The 20,507-nt window shown below is 56.4% G+C and carries 18 protein-coding genes, 1 tRNA gene and 1 pseudogene; 16 read left to right on the top strand and 4 right to left on the bottom strand.

Going from position 1 to position 20,507, the window contains the following annotated elements; all coding sequences use genetic code 11:
• The first annotated feature begins 44 nt into the window (after positions 1 to 44).
• A complete protein-coding gene (mtaB, locus tag BLQ24_RS04840; RefSeq protein WP_090163245.1) occupies positions 45 to 1,460 on the top strand; it encodes a tRNA (N(6)-L-threonylcarbamoyladenosine(37)-C(2))-methylthiotransferase MtaB in 1,416 nt (471 codons plus the stop codon).
• 854 nt (positions 1,461 to 2,314) lie between these two features.
• Here the strand turns inward: mtaB and BLQ24_RS04830 are convergent.
• On the bottom strand, positions 2,315 to 2,656 hold the full coding sequence (locus BLQ24_RS04830) for a histidine triad nucleotide-binding protein (RefSeq protein WP_090163241.1): 342 nt from the start codon (positions 2,654 to 2,656) through the stop codon (positions 2,315 to 2,317).
• Between the two features lie 380 nt (positions 2,657 to 3,036).
• On the opposite strand from BLQ24_RS04830, the gene rpsU reads away from it, so the two are divergent.
• The 9 genes from rpsU to BLQ24_RS04785 all read left to right on the top strand — a co-directional run bounded on the left by rpsU (position 3,037) and on the right by BLQ24_RS04785 (position 12,741).
• Positions 3,037 to 3,216, top strand: coding sequence for a 30S ribosomal protein S21 (gene rpsU, locus BLQ24_RS04825; protein WP_090163239.1), 180 nt, complete (start codon positions 3,037 to 3,039; stop codon positions 3,214 to 3,216).
• Positions 3,217 to 3,514: 298 nt separating this feature from the next.
• On the top strand, positions 3,515 to 4,645 hold the full coding sequence (locus BLQ24_RS04820) for a PhoH family protein (RefSeq protein ID WP_419185493.1): 1,131 nt from the start codon (positions 3,515 to 3,517) through the stop codon (positions 4,643 to 4,645).
• A gap of 6 nt (positions 4,646 to 4,651) precedes the next feature.
• Positions 4,652 to 5,560: an rRNA maturation RNase YbeY gene (ybeY, locus tag BLQ24_RS10320; protein ID WP_242869588.1), complete on the top strand. Its 909-nt coding sequence runs from the start codon at positions 4,652 to 4,654 to the stop codon at positions 5,558 to 5,560.
• A 66-nt stretch (positions 5,561 to 5,626) separates the two neighbouring features.
• On the top strand, positions 5,627 to 6,544 hold the full coding sequence (era, locus tag BLQ24_RS04810) for a GTPase Era (RefSeq protein ID WP_090163237.1): 918 nt from the start codon (positions 5,627 to 5,629) through the stop codon (positions 6,542 to 6,544).
• Positions 6,545 to 6,646: 102 nt separating this feature from the next.
• Positions 6,647 to 7,441: a DNA repair protein RecO gene (recO, locus tag BLQ24_RS04805; protein WP_173327850.1), complete on the top strand. Its 795-nt coding sequence runs from the start codon at positions 6,647 to 6,649 to the stop codon at positions 7,439 to 7,441.
• Entirely contained in the window at positions 7,426 to 8,166 is a 741-nt protein-coding gene (locus BLQ24_RS04800) for a DUF4342 domain-containing protein (protein WP_090163233.1), read from the top strand. The genes recO and BLQ24_RS04800 overlap by 16 nt, the downstream gene beginning before the upstream one ends.
• Before the next feature lie 16 nt (positions 8,167 to 8,182).
• Positions 8,183 to 9,592, top strand: coding sequence for a glycine--tRNA ligase (locus BLQ24_RS04795; protein WP_090163231.1), 1,410 nt, complete (start codon positions 8,183 to 8,185; stop codon positions 9,590 to 9,592).
• A 114-nt stretch (positions 9,593 to 9,706) separates the two neighbouring features.
• Positions 9,707 to 12,349 carry a pyruvate, phosphate dikinase gene (gene ppdK, locus BLQ24_RS04790; protein WP_090163229.1) on the top strand — a complete coding sequence of 881 codons (2,643 nt, stop codon included), beginning with the start codon at positions 9,707 to 9,709 and terminating at the stop codon, positions 12,347 to 12,349.
• Between the two features lie 179 nt (positions 12,350 to 12,528).
• Entirely contained in the window at positions 12,529 to 12,741 is a 213-nt protein-coding gene (locus BLQ24_RS04785) for a hypothetical protein (RefSeq protein ID WP_143004250.1), read from the top strand.
• A gap of 267 nt (positions 12,742 to 13,008) precedes the next feature.
• Here BLQ24_RS04785 and BLQ24_RS04780 read toward each other — a convergent pair.
• The 3 genes from BLQ24_RS04780 to BLQ24_RS04770 form a co-directional block, all read right to left on the bottom strand.
• Positions 13,009 to 13,084: transfer RNA gene (locus BLQ24_RS04780), tRNA-Ala, on the bottom strand.
• A 128-nt stretch (positions 13,085 to 13,212) separates the two neighbouring features.
• Entirely contained in the window at positions 13,213 to 14,475 is a 1,263-nt protein-coding gene (locus tag BLQ24_RS04775) for a uracil-xanthine permease family protein (RefSeq protein WP_336433259.1), read from the bottom strand.
• A gap of 106 nt (positions 14,476 to 14,581) precedes the next feature.
• Positions 14,582 to 15,373 carry an N-acetylmuramoyl-L-alanine amidase gene (locus BLQ24_RS04770; protein ID WP_090163223.1) on the bottom strand — a complete coding sequence of 264 codons (792 nt, stop codon included), beginning with the start codon at positions 15,371 to 15,373 and terminating at the stop codon, positions 14,582 to 14,584.
• Positions 15,374 to 15,502: 129 nt separating this feature from the next.
• Here BLQ24_RS04770 and lexA point away from each other — a divergent pair, with 129 nt between their 5' ends.
• The 6 genes and pseudogenes from lexA (at position 15,503) to BLQ24_RS04740 (ending at position 20,462) form a co-directional block, all read left to right on the top strand.
• Entirely contained in the window at positions 15,503 to 16,174 is a 672-nt protein-coding gene (gene lexA, locus BLQ24_RS04765; protein WP_090163221.1) for a transcriptional repressor LexA, read from the top strand.
• Positions 16,175 to 16,374: 200 nt separating this feature from the next.
• Positions 16,375 to 16,920: pseudogene (gene infC / locus BLQ24_RS04760) on the top strand (translation initiation factor IF-3); the annotation flags it as partial.
• 134 nt (positions 16,921 to 17,054) lie between these two features.
• Positions 17,055 to 17,255: a 50S ribosomal protein L35 gene (rpmI, locus tag BLQ24_RS04755; RefSeq protein WP_090163214.1), complete on the top strand. Its 201-nt coding sequence runs from the start codon at positions 17,055 to 17,057 to the stop codon at positions 17,253 to 17,255.
• Positions 17,256 to 17,283: 28 nt separating this feature from the next.
• Complete coding sequence (gene rplT / locus BLQ24_RS04750; RefSeq protein WP_090163212.1) at positions 17,284 to 17,643, top strand: 50S ribosomal protein L20; 360 nt, start codon at positions 17,284 to 17,286, stop codon at positions 17,641 to 17,643.
• A gap of 94 nt (positions 17,644 to 17,737) precedes the next feature.
• Positions 17,738 to 18,952 (top strand): bifunctional phosphopantothenoylcysteine decarboxylase/phosphopantothenate--cysteine ligase CoaBC, encoded by a 1,215-nt coding sequence (coaBC, locus tag BLQ24_RS04745; RefSeq protein ID WP_090163210.1) that lies wholly within the window; start codon positions 17,738 to 17,740, stop codon positions 18,950 to 18,952.
• Positions 18,953 to 19,055: 103 nt separating this feature from the next.
• Positions 19,056 to 20,462: a radical SAM/SPASM domain-containing protein gene (locus BLQ24_RS04740; RefSeq protein ID WP_090163208.1), complete on the top strand. Its 1,407-nt coding sequence runs from the start codon at positions 19,056 to 19,058 to the stop codon at positions 20,460 to 20,462.
• Positions 20,463 to 20,507 lie beyond the last annotated feature (45 nt).

Below are 20,507 nucleotides of genomic sequence, written 5' to 3'. Positions count from 1 at the left end.
CGGAAAAGAACTACGGAGAAACTTTGGCAGGAGAAGGAGAGACTATGAAGGCTGCATTTCATACACTGGGATGCAAAGTGAATCAATACGAAACGGAAGCGATCAAAGAACAGTTCCGGGCCCTGGACTGGGAAATCGGTGATGAAGAGGAGGTCTGTGATGCGTACGTCATCAACACCTGCACGGTCACAAACCTGGCGGACCGGAAATCCCGTCAGTTCATCCGCCGGGCCCGCCGGCTGAACCCGGATGCGCTGGTGGCCGTTACGGGCTGCTACGCCCAGATCAAGCCGGAGGAAGTGGCGGCCATCGAGGGGGTTGAGATCGTCACCGGCACCGACGAAAAGGGGAAACTGGCAGAAATGGTGGACGCCCGCTTCCGGGAAGAACAGGCGTCCCACCGGGCGGCGGAACTTCTGGTGAAGCCCTACGAAAAACTGGACCATTACGAATCCCTGGGGGAAATCCGGGAGATGGAGTCCCGCACCCGGGCATTCATCAAGATTCAGGAGGGCTGCAATAATTTCTGCACGTACTGTATCATCCCTTACGCCCGGGGCAAGATCCGGAGCCGGGCCGCAGAAGACGTGATCGAAGAAGTGCGGAACCTGGTGGCAAAGGGCTACAAAGAAATCGTTCTCACCGGCATCAACACCGCATTTTACGGACAGGATCTGGGCTATGGCGGAATCGAGCCTTTGATCGCCGGCCTGGATGCACTGGAGGGAGATTTCCGGATCCGGCTCAGTTCCCTGGAGCCTACGGTCATCGACGCCGCATATGTAAAAGGCCTGATGAAATATCCGAAACTCTGCCACCATCTGCATCTCGCCCTCCAGAGCGGCAGCGACCATGTGTTGTCCGAGATGAACCGGCATTACACCCGGCAGGATTTCCTGGACATCGTAGAGGTGCTCCGGGAGGCAGATCCCCACTACGGCATTTCTACAGACATCATTGTTGGATTCCCGGGGGAAACCGAAGACGAATTCCGGGACAGCCTCCGGATCGTATCCGAGGCCATGTTCTGCAAAACCCATGTCTTCAAATATTCCATGCGCACCGGCACCCCGGCGGCCGCCCGCACCGACCAGGTACCGGGAGAGACGAAAAACGACCGTTCCCGTGCGCTGATCGCCGAAAGCAACCGGGTGCGCCGGGAATTTTTCCTGGCTTCCCGGGGTGAGACCCGCCGGGTCCTCTTCGAAGAGTTCGGAAAGGACCCGGTCACCGGCGAGGACCAGGGCATGGATAACGGAGACGGGGACAACCGGTTGGAGAACCGGTCGGAAAGCCGGGCAGAAGACGCCGCTGTTCTCTTTCCGGACGGCTGTGTCACCGGATACACCGACAACTACATCCGGGTTTACGCAAACGGCGGCCCGGCCCTGTTCGATCAGTTCCGGGATGTGGAACTGGTGCGTCCGTACCGGGACGGCATGCTGGGCCGGGTGCGGTAGGGCGGTCGGCCAAGGCGGGAGCGGTCGGCCGGGGAGAAGGCGGTCGGCCAAAGGGGGAGCGGTCGGCCAAAGGGGGAGCGGTCGGCCGGCTGGGATGCGAAAATCCAGTTTTTTCGGATTTCGCACCTGATCCTGGGCGATTTGGCCTGAAATCGAGGACGACATCGATTCAGTGGGTGCGGAAATCGGATAATCTTCATTTTCGCATCCTGCGGTTGGAAGATCGGATTTGAAGACCGGAGTTAATTTACTCATGATGCGTGCATCGAATACATTTTCTGGTTTTCCAACCCGGTGCCTCGAACTGGACGACCACATCCGGAACCTTCGGTCGCCAAGTTGGGTCATTTTTGACCCAACTTAATTAAAACGTATACAATCTGCCAGCCGGCTGGGGTGCGGAAATACGATTTTTTTCTGAATCGCACCTTCGGATGCCGCCGGAATAGATTAACCGGGATTTTCTTTCGTTTTCGCACCCTCTATTCCGTGTTTTAGGTGCGATTCAGGGCCTTTTGGCCAATTCCGCACCTTTTCCATACAGTATACAGATTAATCGTATGGGATCTCTGTCTGTGTTTTTGAAAACCGTGATGATCGTATACGATTCGGCCGACCGAAGGTGGCGTGCAGCGGTCGTATACGATTCGGCCGGCCGGGCGTGGCGCACAGCGATCGTATACGATTCTTCCAAATAGAAATTGCCGCACCGATTGTATACAATCGGTGCGTGCCGCTTCGGATAGGCGCCATCCGGCAGGATGGCAGAAAAATCGGGGCTGCCCGCTGCGGACGTCGGGAGTCCTTCGTCCGCAGCGGCAGCCCCTGCCGCCTTCGTTCGTTTCAAGTTCAATTTAGCCTGGTGGCCAGGTGAATTTGCGTTTTCCGAGAATGTGAAGATGCATGTGTTTCACAGTCTGTTCTGCATCATCACCGTTGTTGCTGACAACACGGTAGCCGTTTTCGATGCCCATCAATTTTGCGATATCCTGCACCTTCAGCAGCATGTATCCCAGCAGTTCCTGATCATCGGCCGTAACATCGTCGAGGTTTGCGATGTGCTTCTTCGGGATCATCAGAACGTGCACCGGCGCCTGCGGCGCCAGATCTTTGTATACACAGATCTTGTCGTCTTCGTAGACGATTTCGGACGGGATCTCGTGATTGGCGATCGCACAGAAAATACAATCAGACATTGGACGCTCCTTTCTTCTCCGGGTCGGGTTTCCGGGCAGCCGGAAATAGTCCGAAGATAATGACACTATTATAGCATTGATCCCTTTCGTCTGCTACACCTTTCGTCGCCCGCCTGCGGTTTTCCGGCCGGTTCCGGCTTTTCGGGCGCTCTCGGCTTTTCCGCTCGAGTATACGTTTTCTGCCACTTTCTGCTTTTTTTCTTTCGTCGCTCGTTTATTCCTTTCGTTGACTCCCACCCCTCCATCTCATCCGAAAAAGGGAAGTACAGAAAAAAACATGGAAAAAACCTTGCAGTGTGAGGAGGCAGTCAGTATAATAATTGTTATGGCAAGTGCTGTTCCACTGCTAATTTCAGATTAGTCAGGAGGTGAAATGTGAAATGGCACAGGTATTCGTTAGAGAAAACGAAAGCTTGGAAAGTGCTCTGAAGAGATTCAAGAGATCCTGCGCCCGTGACGGCGTCATGGCGGAGGTTCGTAAGAGAGAGCATTACGAGAAGCCGAGTGTGAAAAGAAAGAAGAAGTCCGAGGCAGCCAGAAAGAAGGCCAGAAAGTATTAATGCCATAGACTGATTTGTGATACCGGGGGTGTCCCCGGTATCACTTCGTGCGTGCATCAGGCCGGAAGATCATCTGCTTCGTCCGGCGCTGATCCGTCCGGGGACGAGGTCAGAGGATGTGCGTGGCAGACGGACCGATCATTCAGCAATTAAGACTGTGCGAGCTTAGCGCCGTATGGTCTTTTTTCTTTGTCTGATATCGGATGCTGCCGGAAAACCGCAGAATCTGCGTTGGAATTGCCGGGTTTTCGTGTATAATTTAACCTGAAATATTATATCTGTGAACGAGGAGTATTGATTGAACAGAGAAGAGTATACGAACGACGACAGAAGAAAGGGCGTGCAGGTGGCAGGGCCGGGAACTGAAAGGCCGGGCATCACGGCAGGTGCAAGGCCGGGAGCTGCAGGGCCGGGAAGGACGAATTCTGCCATGATTCATATTCCGGTGGAGGATGATATCGACCGGCAGACATTGTTCGGCAGCATGGATGCCAATCTGCAGCTGATCCGGGAGGCCACCGGTGTGGATATCATTCAGCGGGATGACGGTCTGACTTTGAAAGGGCCGGCGAGGCACATGCAGGATGCCAGAAAGATTCTGGAAGAGCTGGAAACCATGATCCGGAAAGGGGAGAAGATCGACTCTCAGAAACTGCATTATGTGATCGCGCTGGAAAGTGAGGGGGTTTCCTACGGAGAGCACAATGTGTCCGGGGATACCATCGCCTTTACCTGTCAGGGCCGGCCGATCAAGCCGAAGACCATCGGGCAGAAACGTTACGTGAACAGCATCCGGAAAAGGGACGTGGTTTTTGCAATAGGGCCCGCCGGCACCGGAAAGACCTACCTGGCCGTGGCCATGGCGGTGCGTGCCATGAAGAACAAGGAAGTCCAGAAGATCATCCTCGCCCGGCCTGCGGTGGAGGCGGGAGAGAACCTGGGTTTCCTGCCGGGAGACCTGCAGGACAAGGTGGATCCGTATCTCCGGCCGCTTTATGATGCGCTGTATGACATGCTGGGACGGGAGAAGGCCCTGGCGCTGAAGGAGAAAGAGATCATCGAGGTCGTGCCGCTGGCCTATATGCGGGGCCGCACTCTGGATGATGCCTTCATTATCCTGGACGAGGCACAGAATACCACCCGGGAACAGATGAAAATGTTTCTGACCCGTATGGGATTCGGCTCCAAGATCGTGGTCACAGGAGATGTCACCCAGATCGACCTGCCGAAGGGCAGAAGGTCCGGACTGGTGGAGGCGGAGAAGATCCTGAAGGACGTGAAGGGCATCGACTTCTGCTACCTGAAGGGCGTGGACGTGGTTCGTCACGAAATGGTCAAGCGTATCATCAGTGCTTACGATGAATATTACAAAAATCACCCGGACAGCCGCTCGGACAGCGGCGCCCGCCGGAGGAACGGGCAGAAATAGAGAACTATGGAGATTTTTTTTGACGAACAGGAGCGGGTTTCGGAAGAACTGATTGAAACCATGAGAAAGGCGGCGGAGATTTCCCTGCGGAAGGAAGGACTGGATCCGGATATCTGTGAAATCAGCGTCAGTTTCACAGACGGCGAACGGATCCGGGAACTGAACCGGGAGTACCGGGGCGTGGACCGGGTCACGGATGTCCTCAGTTTTCCCCAGTTTGACAGTGTGGAAGAACTGGAGGAAATGGGGGAGATGACCGGCGTCATGGAGCTGGGGGATGTGGTGATCTGTGCCGACCGGGCCCGGGAGCAGGCAGAAGCCTTCGGCCATTCGTTCGAACGGGAACTGATCTATCTTTTTGTCCACAGCATTCATCACCTGCTGGGATATGATCACATGACGGAGGAAGACAAGGCCGAGATGCGGCCCCGGGAAGAGGCAGTGATGGAAGAACTGGGCATTACCCGCGGGGAGGCTGCTCCGGAAGAACCGGCGGAAGAACGAAAAGAAGCGCCGGCGGGCGGGCAGGCGGAGCACGCCTACCAGAAGGCACTCTACCGGAAGGCCCGGGAGGTAATGAAAAATGCCTATGCGCCTTACTCCCACTTCACCGTGGGGGCGGCGCTGGAAGCGGAGGACGGCAGCGTCTGGACCGGTGTGAATGTGGAGAATGCCTCCTTCGGCGGAACCATCTGTGCAGAGCGGACCGCCTGTGTGAAGGCGGTTTCGGAAGGAAGAACCCGTTTCCGCTCCATTGCGATCTGCTCCTCCGGGGGAGAAGTGGAGATGTGCGGGATCTGCCGTCAGTTTCTGGCGGAGTTTTCGCCGGAGATGGAGGTCATCACCGGTGCGGACGAGGAGCATCTGAAAACGGTGAAATTGAGCGGTCTGCTGCCGGGAAGATTCCGGCTGTGACAGGGGGACATCCGGGAACTCTCAGGCGGCGGAGCAGCTGAGCCTGCGGAAGAGGAAAGGAAGAATATGAAATCAGGTTTTATTGGCATCGTGGGGAGACCGAATGTAGGAAAGTCCACCCTGATGAATCAGATTGTAGGGGAGAAAATCGCCATTGCCACAGACAAGCCCCAGACCACCCGGAACAGTATCCGGGGAATTTACACCCGGCCGGAGGGTACCAACGGACCGGAAGACGAGGGAGCCCAGATGATCTTCATCGATACGCCGGGGATTCACAAGGGGCACAATAAGCTGGGAGAGGCCATGACGGAAATGGCGGAGAACACCTTCCGGGAGGTGGATCTGATCCTGTTCGTGGTGGACAGCCATTCCTCCAAGGGAAAGGGGGATAAGTTCATTCTTGAAATGCTGAAGAATGTCAGCACACCGAAGATTCTGGTCATCAACAAGATCGACCTCATGGATCCGGAGGAATATCTGGCGATCTACAAGGAGTACGAAGCATCCGGAATGTTCCGGGATATTTACGGCACTTCTGCACTGGAAGGGAAGAATGTGGGGGATCTGGTGAAGCGCATTGAGGACTTCATGGAGGAAGGACCGATGTATTTCCCGGAGGATATGGTCACCGATTATCCGGAGCGGTTCATGGTGACGGAAATCGTCCGGGAGAAGGCGCTTCTCTACCTGAATGAAGAGGTGCCCCACGGCATCATGGTGGAAGTGGAGTTCTTCGAAGAAACGCCGAAACTCATCCGGGTGGGCTGCGTCATATACTGCGAAAAGAAATCCCACAAGGGCATCATCATCGGAAAACAGGGACGCAAGCTGAAGGGTATCGGCAAGGCGGCCCGGGAAGAGCTGGAGGCTCTGCTGGGCACGAAGGTCTACCTGGAACTCTGGGTGAAGGTCCGGGAAGGCTGGCGGGATAATATGGCGGACCTCACGAACTTCGGATATATTCAGCGAGACGAGGAGTAGCCGGGGCCATCCGGCCGGATGCCCCGGGACAGGCGGAGGGACGGAACCGGGACCGGCACACCGGTGATCCGGCGCACCGGCCCGGAAAATCGGAGGGAAGGCATGGATCTTCATGGGAGAGGCATTGTCCTTCGGCAGACGAAAATCGCCGGGGGCCGGAGAATGCTGGAGCTGTTCACAAGGGAATACGGCGTCATCAGCTGCGGCAGTTTCCTGTCCGCTGCGGGCGGTTCGAAACGGAAGAGCAGCGGCCACCTGGCTCTGCAGCCCTTTACCCTGGGCAGCTACCGGATCCGGGAGGAGAAGGGACGGTACACGGTGAAGTCCGCAGAAGCCGAACGCAGTTTCTACGGGCTGGCGGAGGATCCCGACCGGTACGGCGAGGCGGCTTTTGTCCTGGAACTGACGGCCCGGCTGCTCCCCGAGGGAGTGCCGCAGCCCCGGATCTTCGACCTGATGACGGACATGTTCTCTGCCCTGGAAAACCGCAGAAATCGGTTCCTGACCCTCAGACTGGCCTACGAAGTGAAACTCATGGACCTCCTGGGTGTGGCCCCCCGGACGGACTGCTGCGTCCGATGCGGCAAAAAAAATGGGCTGGAGGCGTTCAGTGTCCCGGGAGGCGGCGCTCTCTGCGGGGAATGTCACAGAAAACTCACAGAGGAGGGATACCCGGACCGATTGATTTATCCCGCCCGATTTGATATGATGAATGTTATAGATTATTTTCGGAGTAATCCGCTGAAGAGATTCGAAAAGCTGGCTCTGAATGACGGAGCGGCGGCGTGGATGCAGAATGTCATCCGCCGGTACATGGCATACTATCTGGATGTGGACCAGCTGAAGAGCGAAGCGGCAATGAATCAGGAGGGCATGTTACAATGGAAATCACATTAGAGAAAATCGAACTTGTGAAAGACAGAACCGGCGTGACATATAAGGAAGCGAAGGAAGCGCTGGAAGCGGCGGACGGCAACGTTGTCGATGCCATCATTTCCATCGAGGACACGATCGATGAACAGACATCCACGAAGAAGATCGGAAAGCAGAGCGAAGCGCTGGTGGACAAGATGAAGGAGATCGTGAAGCGGGGCAACGTCACCCGGATCATCATCCGGAAGGACGGGGAGAAATTCCTGAATGTTCCGGTGAATGCCGGTGTGCTGGGCGCTGTCATTGCACCGTGGGGCATGATTGCCGCAGCTCTGGTGGCGCTGGGAACGAAGTGCGAGATCGAACTTCTGAAGAAGGACGGCACGACCATCGACCTGTCCGGAAAGGCGGAGAACCTGGCGGGCAGTGCGAAGGAGACCGGATCCCGGTTCTACGAGGAATTCAAGGAGAAGGCGCCGGGATTCTATGAGGGTGTGAAGGAGGCCGGCGAAGCGGTCTTCAGCCGCTCCAGAGACGAGGCCGTGTCCGAGGAGGATTTTGACAGAGAATGGTACGGCGGAATGAACGATGATATTCCGCAGAAACAGGAAGATGAGGCGGCCGATGTGGCGGCAGCCATGAAGGAAGCGACGGAAGAAGCGGATGCGGCGCCGGAAGAGGATGCTGCAGATGCTGAAGATGCGCAGAAAACGGTGGAGAACGCCGAAACGGCGGTAACAGAGGAATAGGAAAGTTGGTATTTCAATGAGCACAGAAGTAACTATGGAGAAAATCGTATCACTTGCGAAGAACAGAGGATTCGTCTTCCCGGGATCCCAGATCTACGGCGGACTGTCCAACACCTGGGACTACGGCCCGCTGGGAGTTCTGTTCAAGAACAACGTGAAGAAGGCCTGGTGGAAGAAGATGGTCCAGGAGTCCAAGTATAATGTGGGACTGGACGCAGCCATTCTCATGAACCCGAAGACATGGGTTGCTTCCGGTCACGTGGGGGGCTTCACGGATCCGCTGATCGACTGCAAGAACTGCCATGCCCGTCACCGGGCGGACAAGCTGATCGAGGCGTATGTCCATGACAACGGTCTGGATCCGATCATTGTGGACGGCTGGCCGAATGAAAAGATGGAAGAATACATCGCAGAGCATCAGGTTCCGTGCCCGGTCTGCGGGAAATCCGATTATACGAAGATCCGTCAGTTCAATCTGATGTTCAAGACATTCCAGGGGGTCACGGAGGATTCCTCCTCTGAGCTGTACCTGCGTCCGGAAACCGCCCAGGGTATTTTCGTCAACTTCAAGAATGTTCAGAGAACCACCCGGAAGAAGCTGCCGTTCGGTATCGCCCAGATCGGAAAGGCCTTCCGCAACGAGATCACGCCGGGAAACTTCACATTCCGCACCAGAGAGTTCGAACAGATGGAAATCGAATTCTTCTGCAAGCCGGGAGAAGATGAGAAATGGTTCCGCTACTGGAAGGATTACTGTCACCAGTTCCTGCTGAATCTGGGTATCCGGGATGAGAACCTGCGTCTGAGAGATCATTCCAAGGAAGAGCTCTCCCACTACAGTTCCATGACCACGGACATCGAGTATCTGTTCCCGTTCGGCTGGGGCGAGCTGTGGGGCATCGCAGACAGAACGAACTTCGACCTGTCCAAGCATGACGAATACTCGGAAGAGGACATGAGCTATTCCGAGGGAGAAGGTGCGGACCGGGAGACATTCATTCCGTACTGCATCGAGCCGTCCGTCGGCGCAGACCGGGTGGCGCTGGCCTTCCTGGTGGACGCTTATGACGAAGAGCATCTGACCGATGCGAAAGGCAAGGAAGACGTCCGCACCGTGCTGCACTTCCATCCGGCACTGGCGCCGTACAAGGCCGCTGTTCTGCCGCTGTCGAAGAAACTGGCGGAGCAGGCGGAGCCGGTATACGAGGAACTGGCGAAGCACTTCAGCGTCACCTACGATGAGACTGGTTCCATCGGCAAACGCTACAGAAGACAGGACGAAATCGGTACGCCGTACTGCATCTGCGTGGACTTCGATACCGCAGAGGACGGCTGCGTGACGATCCGGGACAGAGATACGATGGAGCAGGTCCGTCTGCCGATCGCCGAGGTCAGAGGATATATCGAAGAGAAACTGGTATTCTAAATTCGGAATGGATCCGGAGCCAGAGAGGAAGCCGGGCCGGTGATTGGCCCGGTGTTTTTTTCCCTGTGTCCGGACAAAAGCTGGCCGCATCGGCGGTCAGACAGTTGGTGTATTATGGAGAAGATGTACGTCTGTTCCTTCAACGAAGGAAAGAAAGAGATGACAGACCTGCTGGGACTGAAGGGTGCCAGTCTGGCGGAAATGACCCGCATCGGCATACCGGTGCCTTACGGATTTACCATTACCACAGAGGCGAGCCGGAAGTACTATGGCGACGGGAATCTGGTGGATCCGCTGCTGGAAGAGGAAATCCGCAGCAAACTGGAAGAACTGGAACAGGTTATCGGACGCCGCTTCGGGGATCCGGAGCGGCCCCTTCTGCTGGCCGTCCGTCCCAGCGCGCCGGTGCGGGGACTGACCCTGGGCCGTTCCATTCTGGATGTGGGACTGACCCGGGAAACTGTGGAGCCGTACGCCCGTTCACTGGGGGACCGGACCTTCGCTCTGGACTGCTATGCCCGTCTGATCCGGACGTACAGTACGGCGGCTTACGGGATGAAGAAGGAACTGTTCACAGACATCGTCAATGGCAGGATGGCAGCCTCCCGGGTGAGTTCCGCCGCCGATCTGTCGGAAGAAGATGAGGAGAGTCTGGTGCAGGCCTACGAGGAACTGGTTCGCGGTGCCAATGACGGCCGGTTCATTCCCCAGGATCCGAAGACCCAGCTGATGGATGCCATTGTCTCCGGCTTCGACTGCTGGCAGGCCCCGGAAATCCGGCAGTGGAAGAAAGCATGCGGGGTATCGGAGGATCTGGGTATCGCCGTCACGGTTCAGGCCATGGTCTTCGGAAACAAGGACGAACATTCCGGCACCGGTGTGGCCTTCACTCGGAATCCGGTTACCGGGGAGAAGCAGATCTGCGGCGAATTCTTCCGGAAAGCCCAGGGGGAAGATATCAGCACCAACCGGGCTTATCCGGGGCCTCTGGAGAAAATGACGGCCGCTTTTCCGGAAGCGAAGAAAAACTTCATTCAGGTCTGCAACGTGCTGGAAGAACATTACCGGGACGTGCAGAGTGTGGAGTTTTCAGTGGATGCCGGCAGACTGTACATCCTGCAGACGGCATCGGCCGGCCGCACCGCCCAGGCGGCGGTGAAGACAGCGGTGGATATGGTGGAGGAGAAACTCATCACCCGCCGGGAAGCGGTGATGCGCCTTCGAACCGACCAGGTGGAGTACCTGATACATTCCCGCTTCAGCCGGGAAGACGAAGACGGGGCGACGCTCATCGCCCGGGGAACGCCGGCGTCCCCCGGCGCAGCCAGTGGTCAGATTGTTTTCACGGCGGAGGATGCCCGCAAAAAAATGAGCCGGGGCATCAGCACGATTCTGGTCTGCCGGGATATTGCCCCGGAAGGGCTGTCCGGCATGCGGTACGCAGACGGTGTTCTGACGGCGGCGGGCAGCCGCTCCATCTATGCCGCATCCCTGGCAGGGGGGCAGGGGGTGTGCTGCGTCACCGACTGTCCGGACCTGACCATCGACGAGGAACAGGGGCTTCTTCGGATCGGTGATGCGGAATTCGCCAGAGGAGACTATATCTCCATCAGCGGGTTTAACGGAAGAGTCTACGACGGCCGGCTGACGGTGCAGCCGCCGTACGACTGGGACGCCTTCGGTAAGATCATGTCCTGGGCAGATTCTTTCCGTCATCTGAGAGTTCGGGTGAATGCGGATACCCCGGAGGATGCCGCTCTGGCCCTCCGTCTGGGGGCGGAGGGAGTCGGTCTCTGCCGCTCCGAGCGGATGTTCTATAACGAGGAGCGGGCGGCCGTCATGCGCCGGGCGGTTCTGGCGCCGAGCCCGGCGGTCCGCCAGGAGATGGTACAGAAGATGATGGAATTCCAGATCCGGGATTTCACGGAAATCTTCCGGATTATGTGTACCCGGCCGGTGACCATCCGGCTGCTGGATCCGTCCCTTTCCGTGTTCCTGATCGGCGCAGAAGACGATTTCCGGACCATGGCCTCCGAGTGGGGCATCTCCGAAGAGGAGGTCCGGGAGCGGGCATCCTCGTTCTACGAAGTGAATCAGACCATGGGCGAGCGGGGGGTCCGGGTGGGCATCGAATATCCGGATATTCTGTCCATGCAGGCAGAAGCCATCTTCCGGGCGGCGGCGGCAGTCTCCCGGGAACTGGAAAAAGAACCGGATCCGGAGATTCTGGTACCTTTCGTGGTCAGCGGCCGGGAGCTGGCTCAGGTCAAGAAGCTGATCCGGGACGCCGCTTCCCGGGTCCGGGAAGAAGAGGAACGGACGGTGGAATACCGCCTGGGATCCATGATCGAGGTGCCCCGGGCGGCATTGACGGCCGGAGAAATTGCAGAGGAAGCAGAATTCTTCTCCTTCGGTACAAATGACCTGACCCAGCTGGTCATGGGCCTGTCCCGGGAAGGGTCCGGCCATATCGTCCGGAAATACCGGGAACAGAAAATCCTGGACCGGGATCCGTTCCTGACCCTGGACCAGGAGGGCGTCGGCCGTCTCATGATGTACGCTGTGGAAGCCGGAAGGAAAACCCGTCCGAACCTGAAGGCCGGCATCTGCGGCACCCACGCCGGAGATCCGGACAGCATCGATTTCTGCAGCCGCATCGGCCTGAATTACGTTTCCTGCCAGGCTCGGCAGGTACCGGTGGCCCGGCTGGCGGCCGCCCAGGCGGATATCCGGGCAGAAGGGGACCGGGACGAATAATCTGTCTGCTGCAGAATCGGTTTTTTGGTCTGAAGACCGAAAAAACAACAAAAAACGCCATAGTTTTTCTTTCATCTTCTCTCATTTGATGTATAATGAAAGTGGCAATACACGTAATGAGTTATATGTTCACTTCAGAAGGCGAACATCATCCCAAACAGAGAAATGGGGGCGTTGTTATGGAAATTTACTTTATGCGGATTACAGAAATGTTCATGGCGGGACTGATTATCTTGAACGGCGTGATGATGATCATCTCCGCATCCGATCTGGGCGGGATCAATGCGTGGCTTCAGAAACATTTCGCCTGCTTCCGCACAGAGGATGAGGGAAGCCCGGACCGGAACCGGAAGAATCACAGTCCGTCCCGGAATGCTGCAGACCTGAAATAGAAGACAGATAGAATGACATACGAAAAGACAGGGGATCCCGAGACGGACCCCCTGTCTTTTCGTCACTTCACTGCATTACATAGTCGCTATAAAAAAGTATAGATGCCGTACAGCTGCATCGGTATGCAGTGAAATTGTATATCATCTTCGGATGGCGGCGGATGATGCACAGAAAATGTTCGCATTTTGCTCTTTTGCCTTGTTGTTGAATAATGGTACAAGATATGAAAAAACCGTCGGAACAATGAAATTCCAACGGTTTCTGCTTGGTGGAGCATAGGGGGATCGAACCCCTGACCTCCAGATTGCGAACCTGGCGCTCTCCCAGCTGAGCTAATGCCCCAAGCGACATTAGTTAGTATACTACCGGGTCAGCGGGAATGCAAGAGCTTTTTTGGGGCCTGCATTCCCGCCGCCCGGAACGGATTTTTCGTGTCCGGCAGGTCGGTGGTACGGCCCGTCTCAGGTGTTCTACAGCTTGTACGTCTGGTACTGGTCCTTCTCGGAATCTTTTCCGTCGTGGAACACGTACTCGTTCCCCGGCAGAATTGCATTTGCAATGATGCCGGTCAGCGCCGCAATTGCCAGACCGGAAAGGGTGATGGAGAAGCCTGCCACCTTGAAGGTGAGGCCGGCCGGTGTGCTGAAGGTGAAGCCCAGGCCGGTGACCAGAATGAGGGCGGCGATGATGGTGTTGCGGGTGCGGGAGAAGTCTACCCGGTTCTCCACAATATTCCGGACGCCCACCGCAGAGATCATGCCGTAGAGCAGCAGGGAAATGCCGCCGATGGTGGCTGCCGGGATGGACTGGATGACGAAGCCCACCTTCGGAACGAAGGACAGGATGACTGCGAAGACGGCCGCAAGTTCGATGACTTTCGGGTCGTAGATGCGGGTCAGTGCCAGAACGCCGGTGTTTTCACCGTAGGTGGTGTTGGCCGGGCCGCCGAAGGCCGCAGCCAGGCAGGTGGCCAGTCCGTCCCCCAGCAGGGTGCGGTGCAGTCCCGGATCTGCGATGTAGTTCCGTCCGGTGGTGGCACCGATGGCGGAAATATCGCCGATGTGTTCCATCATGGTGGCCAGGGCCAGCGGAACGATGGTGATGATGGCACTCAGGTCGAATTTCATCAGGGTGATCGGCGGGAGAGCCACCAGTTTCTGCTGGGAGATGGCGGACAGATCCACGGCACCGGTGGCGATGGCCACGGCGTAGGAGGCGATGACACCCAGAATAATCGGGATGATCTTCATCATGCCCTTGCCCCAGATGTTGAAGCCGATGACGGTGAGCAGGGCCACCAGAGCGATCAGCCAGTTGGTGCGGCAGTTCGAGATGGCGGACGGTGCCAGGGACAGGCCGATGCAGATGATGATCGGTCCGGTGACGATCGGCGGGAAGTAGCGCATGACCCGCTGCGGTCCGAAGGCCCGCATGAAGGCTGCCAGAACCACGTAGACCAGTCCGGCGCAGAACACACCGCCGCAGGCATAAGGCAGCATTTCGGTGTTCGGAACGCCATGCTTCAGCATCGGCGCCACCGCTGCATATCCGCCCAGAAAGGCGAAGGAGGAACCGAGGAACGCCGGCACCTTGCCCTTTGTCACAATGTGGAACAGAAGCGTGCCGAGGCCGGCGAACAGCAGGGTTGTGGACACGTTCAGTCCTGTGAGAAGAGGCACCATGATGGTGGCGCCGAACATGGCGAACATATGCTGAAGTCCCAGGATGGCCATCCGGGGCTTGCCCAGAACCCGGGCGTCATAGATGCCCTTGTCATTTCGGGCGGGCGGGGCGGAAGGGGCTTTCGCTGGTTTCTTCGGTGGAATTGATGGGTTTTCGTTAGTCATTCGTACCTCCCTGGGTTTCGTATAGAGACTGATATGTATGGTCAATGGCCTTCGCCAGTGCCTTCCCGTAAGTGTTCAGTTTTTCGTCGAAAAGCCGGTTGTCGGTCTCGTCGCTGATGAAGCCGAATTCGATCAGGCAGGACGGCATGTCCGGGGTCTTGTTTTCCTGGTAGTCGTCCTTCGGGTCCGGCAGGGTGCCGGTGCGGATGCCCCGGTTCTCCGTGATGCCCGCCGATTTCAGTTCTTTCATTATATTTTCTGCCAGCAGACGGCTGTCCTTCGGGTCGTCGGACGGGATCCAGATCTCCACCCCCTGGCCCTGGGAAGCCTTGTTCCGGTGGAGGGAGACGAAAAGGTTCGCTCCTTTCCGGTTCGCTATTTCACCCCGCTTCGCCCGGTCAACCGCCGTGTCGTCCGTACGGGACATTTCTGCCTGAAGACCTCGTTTTTTCAGAGCGCTTCGGACGGCCAGCGCCAGGCGCAGGGTGTCGTCCTTCTCTGTCCGGTTCAGGGCCTGGGCGCCCGGATCGTTGCCGCCGTGGCCCGCATCAATGAATACGGTGCCCCGGATTTTTACCGTTTTCGCTGTGGCAGCGTTTTTTGTTTTGTCCGGGGAATCTCCGGTGTGGTGCAGTGCCCGGAAAGCGCCGCATCCCCCCAGGATCAGGAGGGACAAAACCAGCAGCGCCGCAATGCGGCGCCGCCGCATCATCTTCCGTCTGCGCTGTCGTCTCTGTTCCAGGATGACCCGGATAATCTCTTCATCCGTATATTGGTGACTCATAATTCTCCCGTGAATTCCATGAGCACAATCGTTCGAAAAAGAAAGCGAACGGGTGTTTACACCCTGTCTGCATTGTGCTAAAATTATTATATATATAATGGGGATTTTGGCAAGGCCGAAGGAGGGAACATGAAGGATCGGAGTGGAATGAAGACCAGAGAACGGAAAATTCTTGAGTTCCTGCAGAAGGAGATCACGATGAAGGGCTACCCGCCGACGGTCCGGGAGATCTGCCAGGCCATCGGGATTAAGTCCACCTCCACGGTATATAAGGACCTGAATACCCTGGTGGAGCAGGGCTTTCTGAAGAAGGACCCGTCCAAGCCACGGGCTCTGGTGCTGGTGAAGGAGCGGGTGGAAGAAGAGCTCGGAACCGGTATGGATACCCCGTCCCGGCCGGAGGTGGTGGAGCGCACGGACATCGTGGACGTGCCAATCGTGGGACGGGTGGCCGCAGGAACGCCGATTCTGGCCGAAGAGAATCAGGAGGGCACCTTCCCGGTGCCGAGCCAGTACGTGAACGGCACCTGCTTCGTCCTGCGGGTCCGGGGCGAGTCTATGGTGAACATCGGCATCATGGACGGAGATCTGATTCTGGTGGAGAAGCAGAGCTGGGCGAATAACGGTGATGTGGTAGTCGCCATGATTGACGGGTTCGAGAGTGAAGCCACGGTGAAGACATTCTACCGGGAGGAGGGTCACGTGCGTCTGCAGCCGGAGAATGACACCATGAGCCCGATCATTGTGAAGGATGTTTCCATCCAGGGGAAGGTGCGGGGCGTCTTCCGGTACTTCAACTGACCTTCGTGCCGCTCCGCAGACATCGCAGGCGGACGAAATTTCATATTGACAGCCTTGCATCCCGGTGCTATACTGTTCCAGTAAATCAAGCAGAAGTCATCCGCTTCTCACCTGATCGGCGGCATCCGTGGTGCGGCAGCCGGCTGGTATATATCGATGATAACCGGTCAGGGACCGGCGGAATTCGGGCGGATACTTCGGTGTCCGCTCTTTTTTATGAATCTAAGGAGGAACCTGACATTAATAAGAAGGAAAACAGGATCAACGAGGAGATCCGCGCGAAAGAATTAAGAGTCATCGACAGCGATGGCAGCATGGTCGGCGTGATCAGCCGGAAGGAAGCGCTGAGTCTGGCAGAAGAGAGGAAACTCGATCTGGTGGAAATCTCTCCGAATGCAGAACCGCCTGTAGCGAAAATTCTCGATTACGGAAAATACCGTTACGAGGTACAGAAGCGTGCGAAGGATGCTAAGAAGAAGCAGAAATCCATGCAGGTGAAGGAGATCCGCCTCAGTACATTCATCGAAGAGCACGATATTCAGGTGAAGGCGAAGACCGCCGCCAAGTTCCTGCAGGCAGGAGACAAGGTGAAGGTCAGCCTCCGTTTCCGGGGCCGTGAACGGGATTACGTGAACAAGGGCCGGGACGTTATGGAGAAGTTCGCCGAAATCTGCTCCGAATTCGGAACGATTGACAAGAAACCGAAGTTCGAAGGCAGAAGCCTCACCATGTTCCTTTCCCCGAAGGGTGACAACAAGCCGAGCAATGCGGGGAAACGGAAGCGGAATCGCAATTCCGACGAACAGAAGCCGGAAGCATAGCAGTTAACTGGGGATCACGGCGTACCGTGAAACCTGTGAATATGAAGGAGGAGTTAGCAATGGCAAAGAATAAGATGAAATCTCACAGAGGCGCATGCAAGAGATTGAAGATCACCGGTTCCGGAAAGATTCAGAGACATAAGGCATACAAGAGCCACATTCTTACTAAGAAGACACCGAAGAGAAAGAGAGGTCTTCGTAAGTCTACCGTTCTGACGAGCGCAGATCACAAGAGAATGCTGCGTTCCATGGGTAAGTAATTGAGAGAGAACAACAGGAGGTAAGAAAATGGCAAGAGTGAAGAAGGGCATGAATGCTCACAAGAGACATAAGAAGGTACTGAAGCAGGCGAAGGGTTTCTACGGTGCGAAGCACAGCACATTCAAGGCAGCGAACCCGGCTGTCATGAGAGCGCTCCGTTCCGCTTACATCGGCAGAAAGCTGAAGAAGAGAGAATACAGAAAGATCTGGATCGCAAGAATCAACGCTGGTGCGAGACAGAATGGTATCAGCTATAGCAAGCTGATTGACGGTCTGAAGAAGAGCGGCATCGATATCAACAGAAAGATGCTCGCTGAGATCGCTATCCATAATGAAGCAGACTTTGCTAAGCTCTGCGAGACAGCGAAAGCAGCTCAGGCGAAGTAAATTGATTGACACAGACGGCGGCCGCTTACGCAGGCAGTCGTCTGTTTTCTTTTTTTCGGCAGCCCGTCGCCCGGAGTGACGGGGGGAGGATTCCATGAACGCGAAGAAATTTCAGAACAAGAAGATCCTGATCGGCATCACCGGCGGGATCGCCGCATACAAGGCCTGCGCTCTGGTCAGCCGGCTGAAGAAGGAGGGGGGAGATGTCCACGTCATGATGACGGAAAATGCCGCACACTTCGTGGATCCCATGACCTTCGAGACGCTGAGCGGCAACCGCTGCGTCACAGACACTTTCGACCGGAACCACCAGTTTAATGTAGAGCATGTGGCGCTGGCCACGGATGCGGATCTGTTTCTGATCGCACCGGCCACGGCCAATACGATCGCCAAGCTGGCCTGCGGCCTGGCGGACAACATGCTGACCACCACCTTCCTGGCTGCAGACTGTCCGAAGATGGTGGCGCCGGCCATGAATACGGGCATGTATGAGAACCCGGTGACCCAGCGTAATCTGAACACCCTGAGAGAATTCGGGATTCAGGTCATCGAGCCGGATGAGGGTTATCTGGCCTGCGGGGTGACCGGCAGCGGCCGGATGCCGGAAGCAGAGGAACTCTACGCTTATGTGGAGCGGGAACTGCTCCGGGAGAAGGACCTGACGGGGAAGCGGATTCTTGTGACGGCGGGGGCCACCCGGGAATCCATGGATCCGGTGCGGTTTATCACCAATCATTCATCCGGAAAGATGGGATATGCCATTGCGAAGGAATGTATGCTCCGGGGCGCCGATGTGGTGGTGGTCCGTGCTCATACGACCGCTGATGCCCCTGCTTTTTGTCACTATATCGACGCAGTCAGCGCCGCTGATATGTACCGGGAAGTCATGCGCCGCTCCATGGCGGCGGATGCGGTGTTCATGGCGGCTGCCGTATCGGATTACACGCCGAAGGATGTGGCGGAGCAGAAAATGAAGAAGTCCGATGAGGATCTCAGTCTGGAGCTGAAGCGCACCGTGGATATTCTCGCCCGGCTGGGTGAGACGAAGCGGGAAGGCCAGTTCATCTGCGGCTTCTCTATGGAAACCCAGAATCTGGTGGAGAACTCCGCCAGAAAACTGGTGAAGAAGCATGCGGATATGATCGTGGCCAACAACCTGATGGAGCAGGGCGCCGGCTTCGGCACGGACACGAACCGGGTGACCCTGATCACGAAGCACGGTGCGGAGCGTCTGGAACTGATGTCCAAGGAAGAGGTGGCACGGGAGATTGTTGACCGTGCCCGGGAGGCGCTGGTTTCCTCGAATTAGACAAAAATCGACTTTTGTACTTTGATTTCCGATTCTGTGGGCCCTAAAATTGAGAAAAGATGCAAGAGAATATACTCAATAGGAGAATAGGAGAGTGTTCGTTATGGCAACAATCAAACATAAGATCGGAAGAGCAGCTTGGTCGAAGATGTTCGACTACGCTTACAGCAAGGTACAGGGTCCGGACAGACAGGAAGCGCTGGTGGATCTTTTCCGGAAAGCGGAAGGCGCTGTGGATGAGCTGGGAAAAGGTGTCGATCTGACGAAATTCGAACAGCTTCTCCAGGATCCGGACAGTGCCATCAGCCGGTACATCAACCGGATTATCGACAATACAGACAAGAATATCCTGAAGACCTTCTTCCTGAACTTCCTCTACGAGGCGATGTTCACCGGAACGAAGATGATCAATGAGGCCAGAGAGAAGTACCAGTGCAATGTGCCTTGGCTGATTCTGATGGACCCGACCAGTGCCTGCAACCTGCACTGCGTCGGCTGCTGGGCGGCGGAGTACGGTCATAAGCTGAACCTGTCCCTGGAGGAAATGGACCGGATCATTCAGGAAGGAAACGAGCTGGGAATCTACTACTATATGTACACCGGCGGAGAGCCGCTGGTCCGGAAGAAGGATCTGATCAAGCTTTGTGAGATGCATCCGGACAACGCTTTCGTGGCGTTCACCAATGGTACGCTGGTGGACCAGGAGTTCTGCGATGAACTGAAGCGGGTAGGAAACCTCTACCTGGCCATTTCCCTGGAGGGTTTCGAGGATACCAACGACGCACGCCGGGGCGAGGGCGTATTCGACAAGGTGATGCATGCCATGGATCTGCTGAAGAAGAACGGCTGTCTGTTCGGCACGTCCATCGCTTATACGAGAAACAATATTGAACTGGTCACATCCGACGAGTTCATCGACATGGAGCTGGAGAAGGGTGTTCAGTTCACCATGTACTTCCACCTGATGCCGGTGGGCATGGATGCATCTCCGGAGCTGATGCCGACGATGAAGCAGCGGATTTACATGCACGACAGACTGCGGGAAGTCAGAAACATGACCGACGGCAAGGGATTCTTCTGCTTCGACTTCCAGAACGACGGAGAATATGTGGGCGGCTGCATTGCCGGCGGACGGAATTACTTCCACATCAACGCCAACGGAGATGCGGAGCCTTGTGTGTTCATTCACTACTCCAATGCGAACATCCGGGATCACAGTCTGCTGGAAATTCTGCAGAGCCCGCTGTTCATGGCGTATCATAACAACCAGCCGTTCAACGACAACATGCTCCGTCCGTGCCCGATGCTGGAGAATCCGGAAATTCTCCCGCGTCTCGTGAAGGAGAGCGGCGCCAAGTCCACAGACCTGCAGTCCCCGGAGAGCCCGGAGCATCTGTGTGCGAAGTGCCAGGAGTATGCGAAGAACTGGAAGCCGATTGCGGATCATATCTGGGCAGAGACCCAGGAGGCCAAGGCGGCGGAGAAGGACAAGCGGAAGAAAGAGGCATAAGCAGTACGAGCAGCATTGCATCATAATTGCATCAAAAAAGTATCA

The organism is Eubacterium pyruvativorans (assembly GCF_900102225.1).
Classification (GTDB): domain Bacteria; phylum Bacillota; class Clostridia; order Peptostreptococcales; family Anaerovoracaceae; genus Aminicella; species Aminicella pyruvativorans.
The sequence above is the reverse complement of the archived record's forward strand: the minus strand, read 5'-3'. Positions and strand labels throughout refer to the sequence as shown.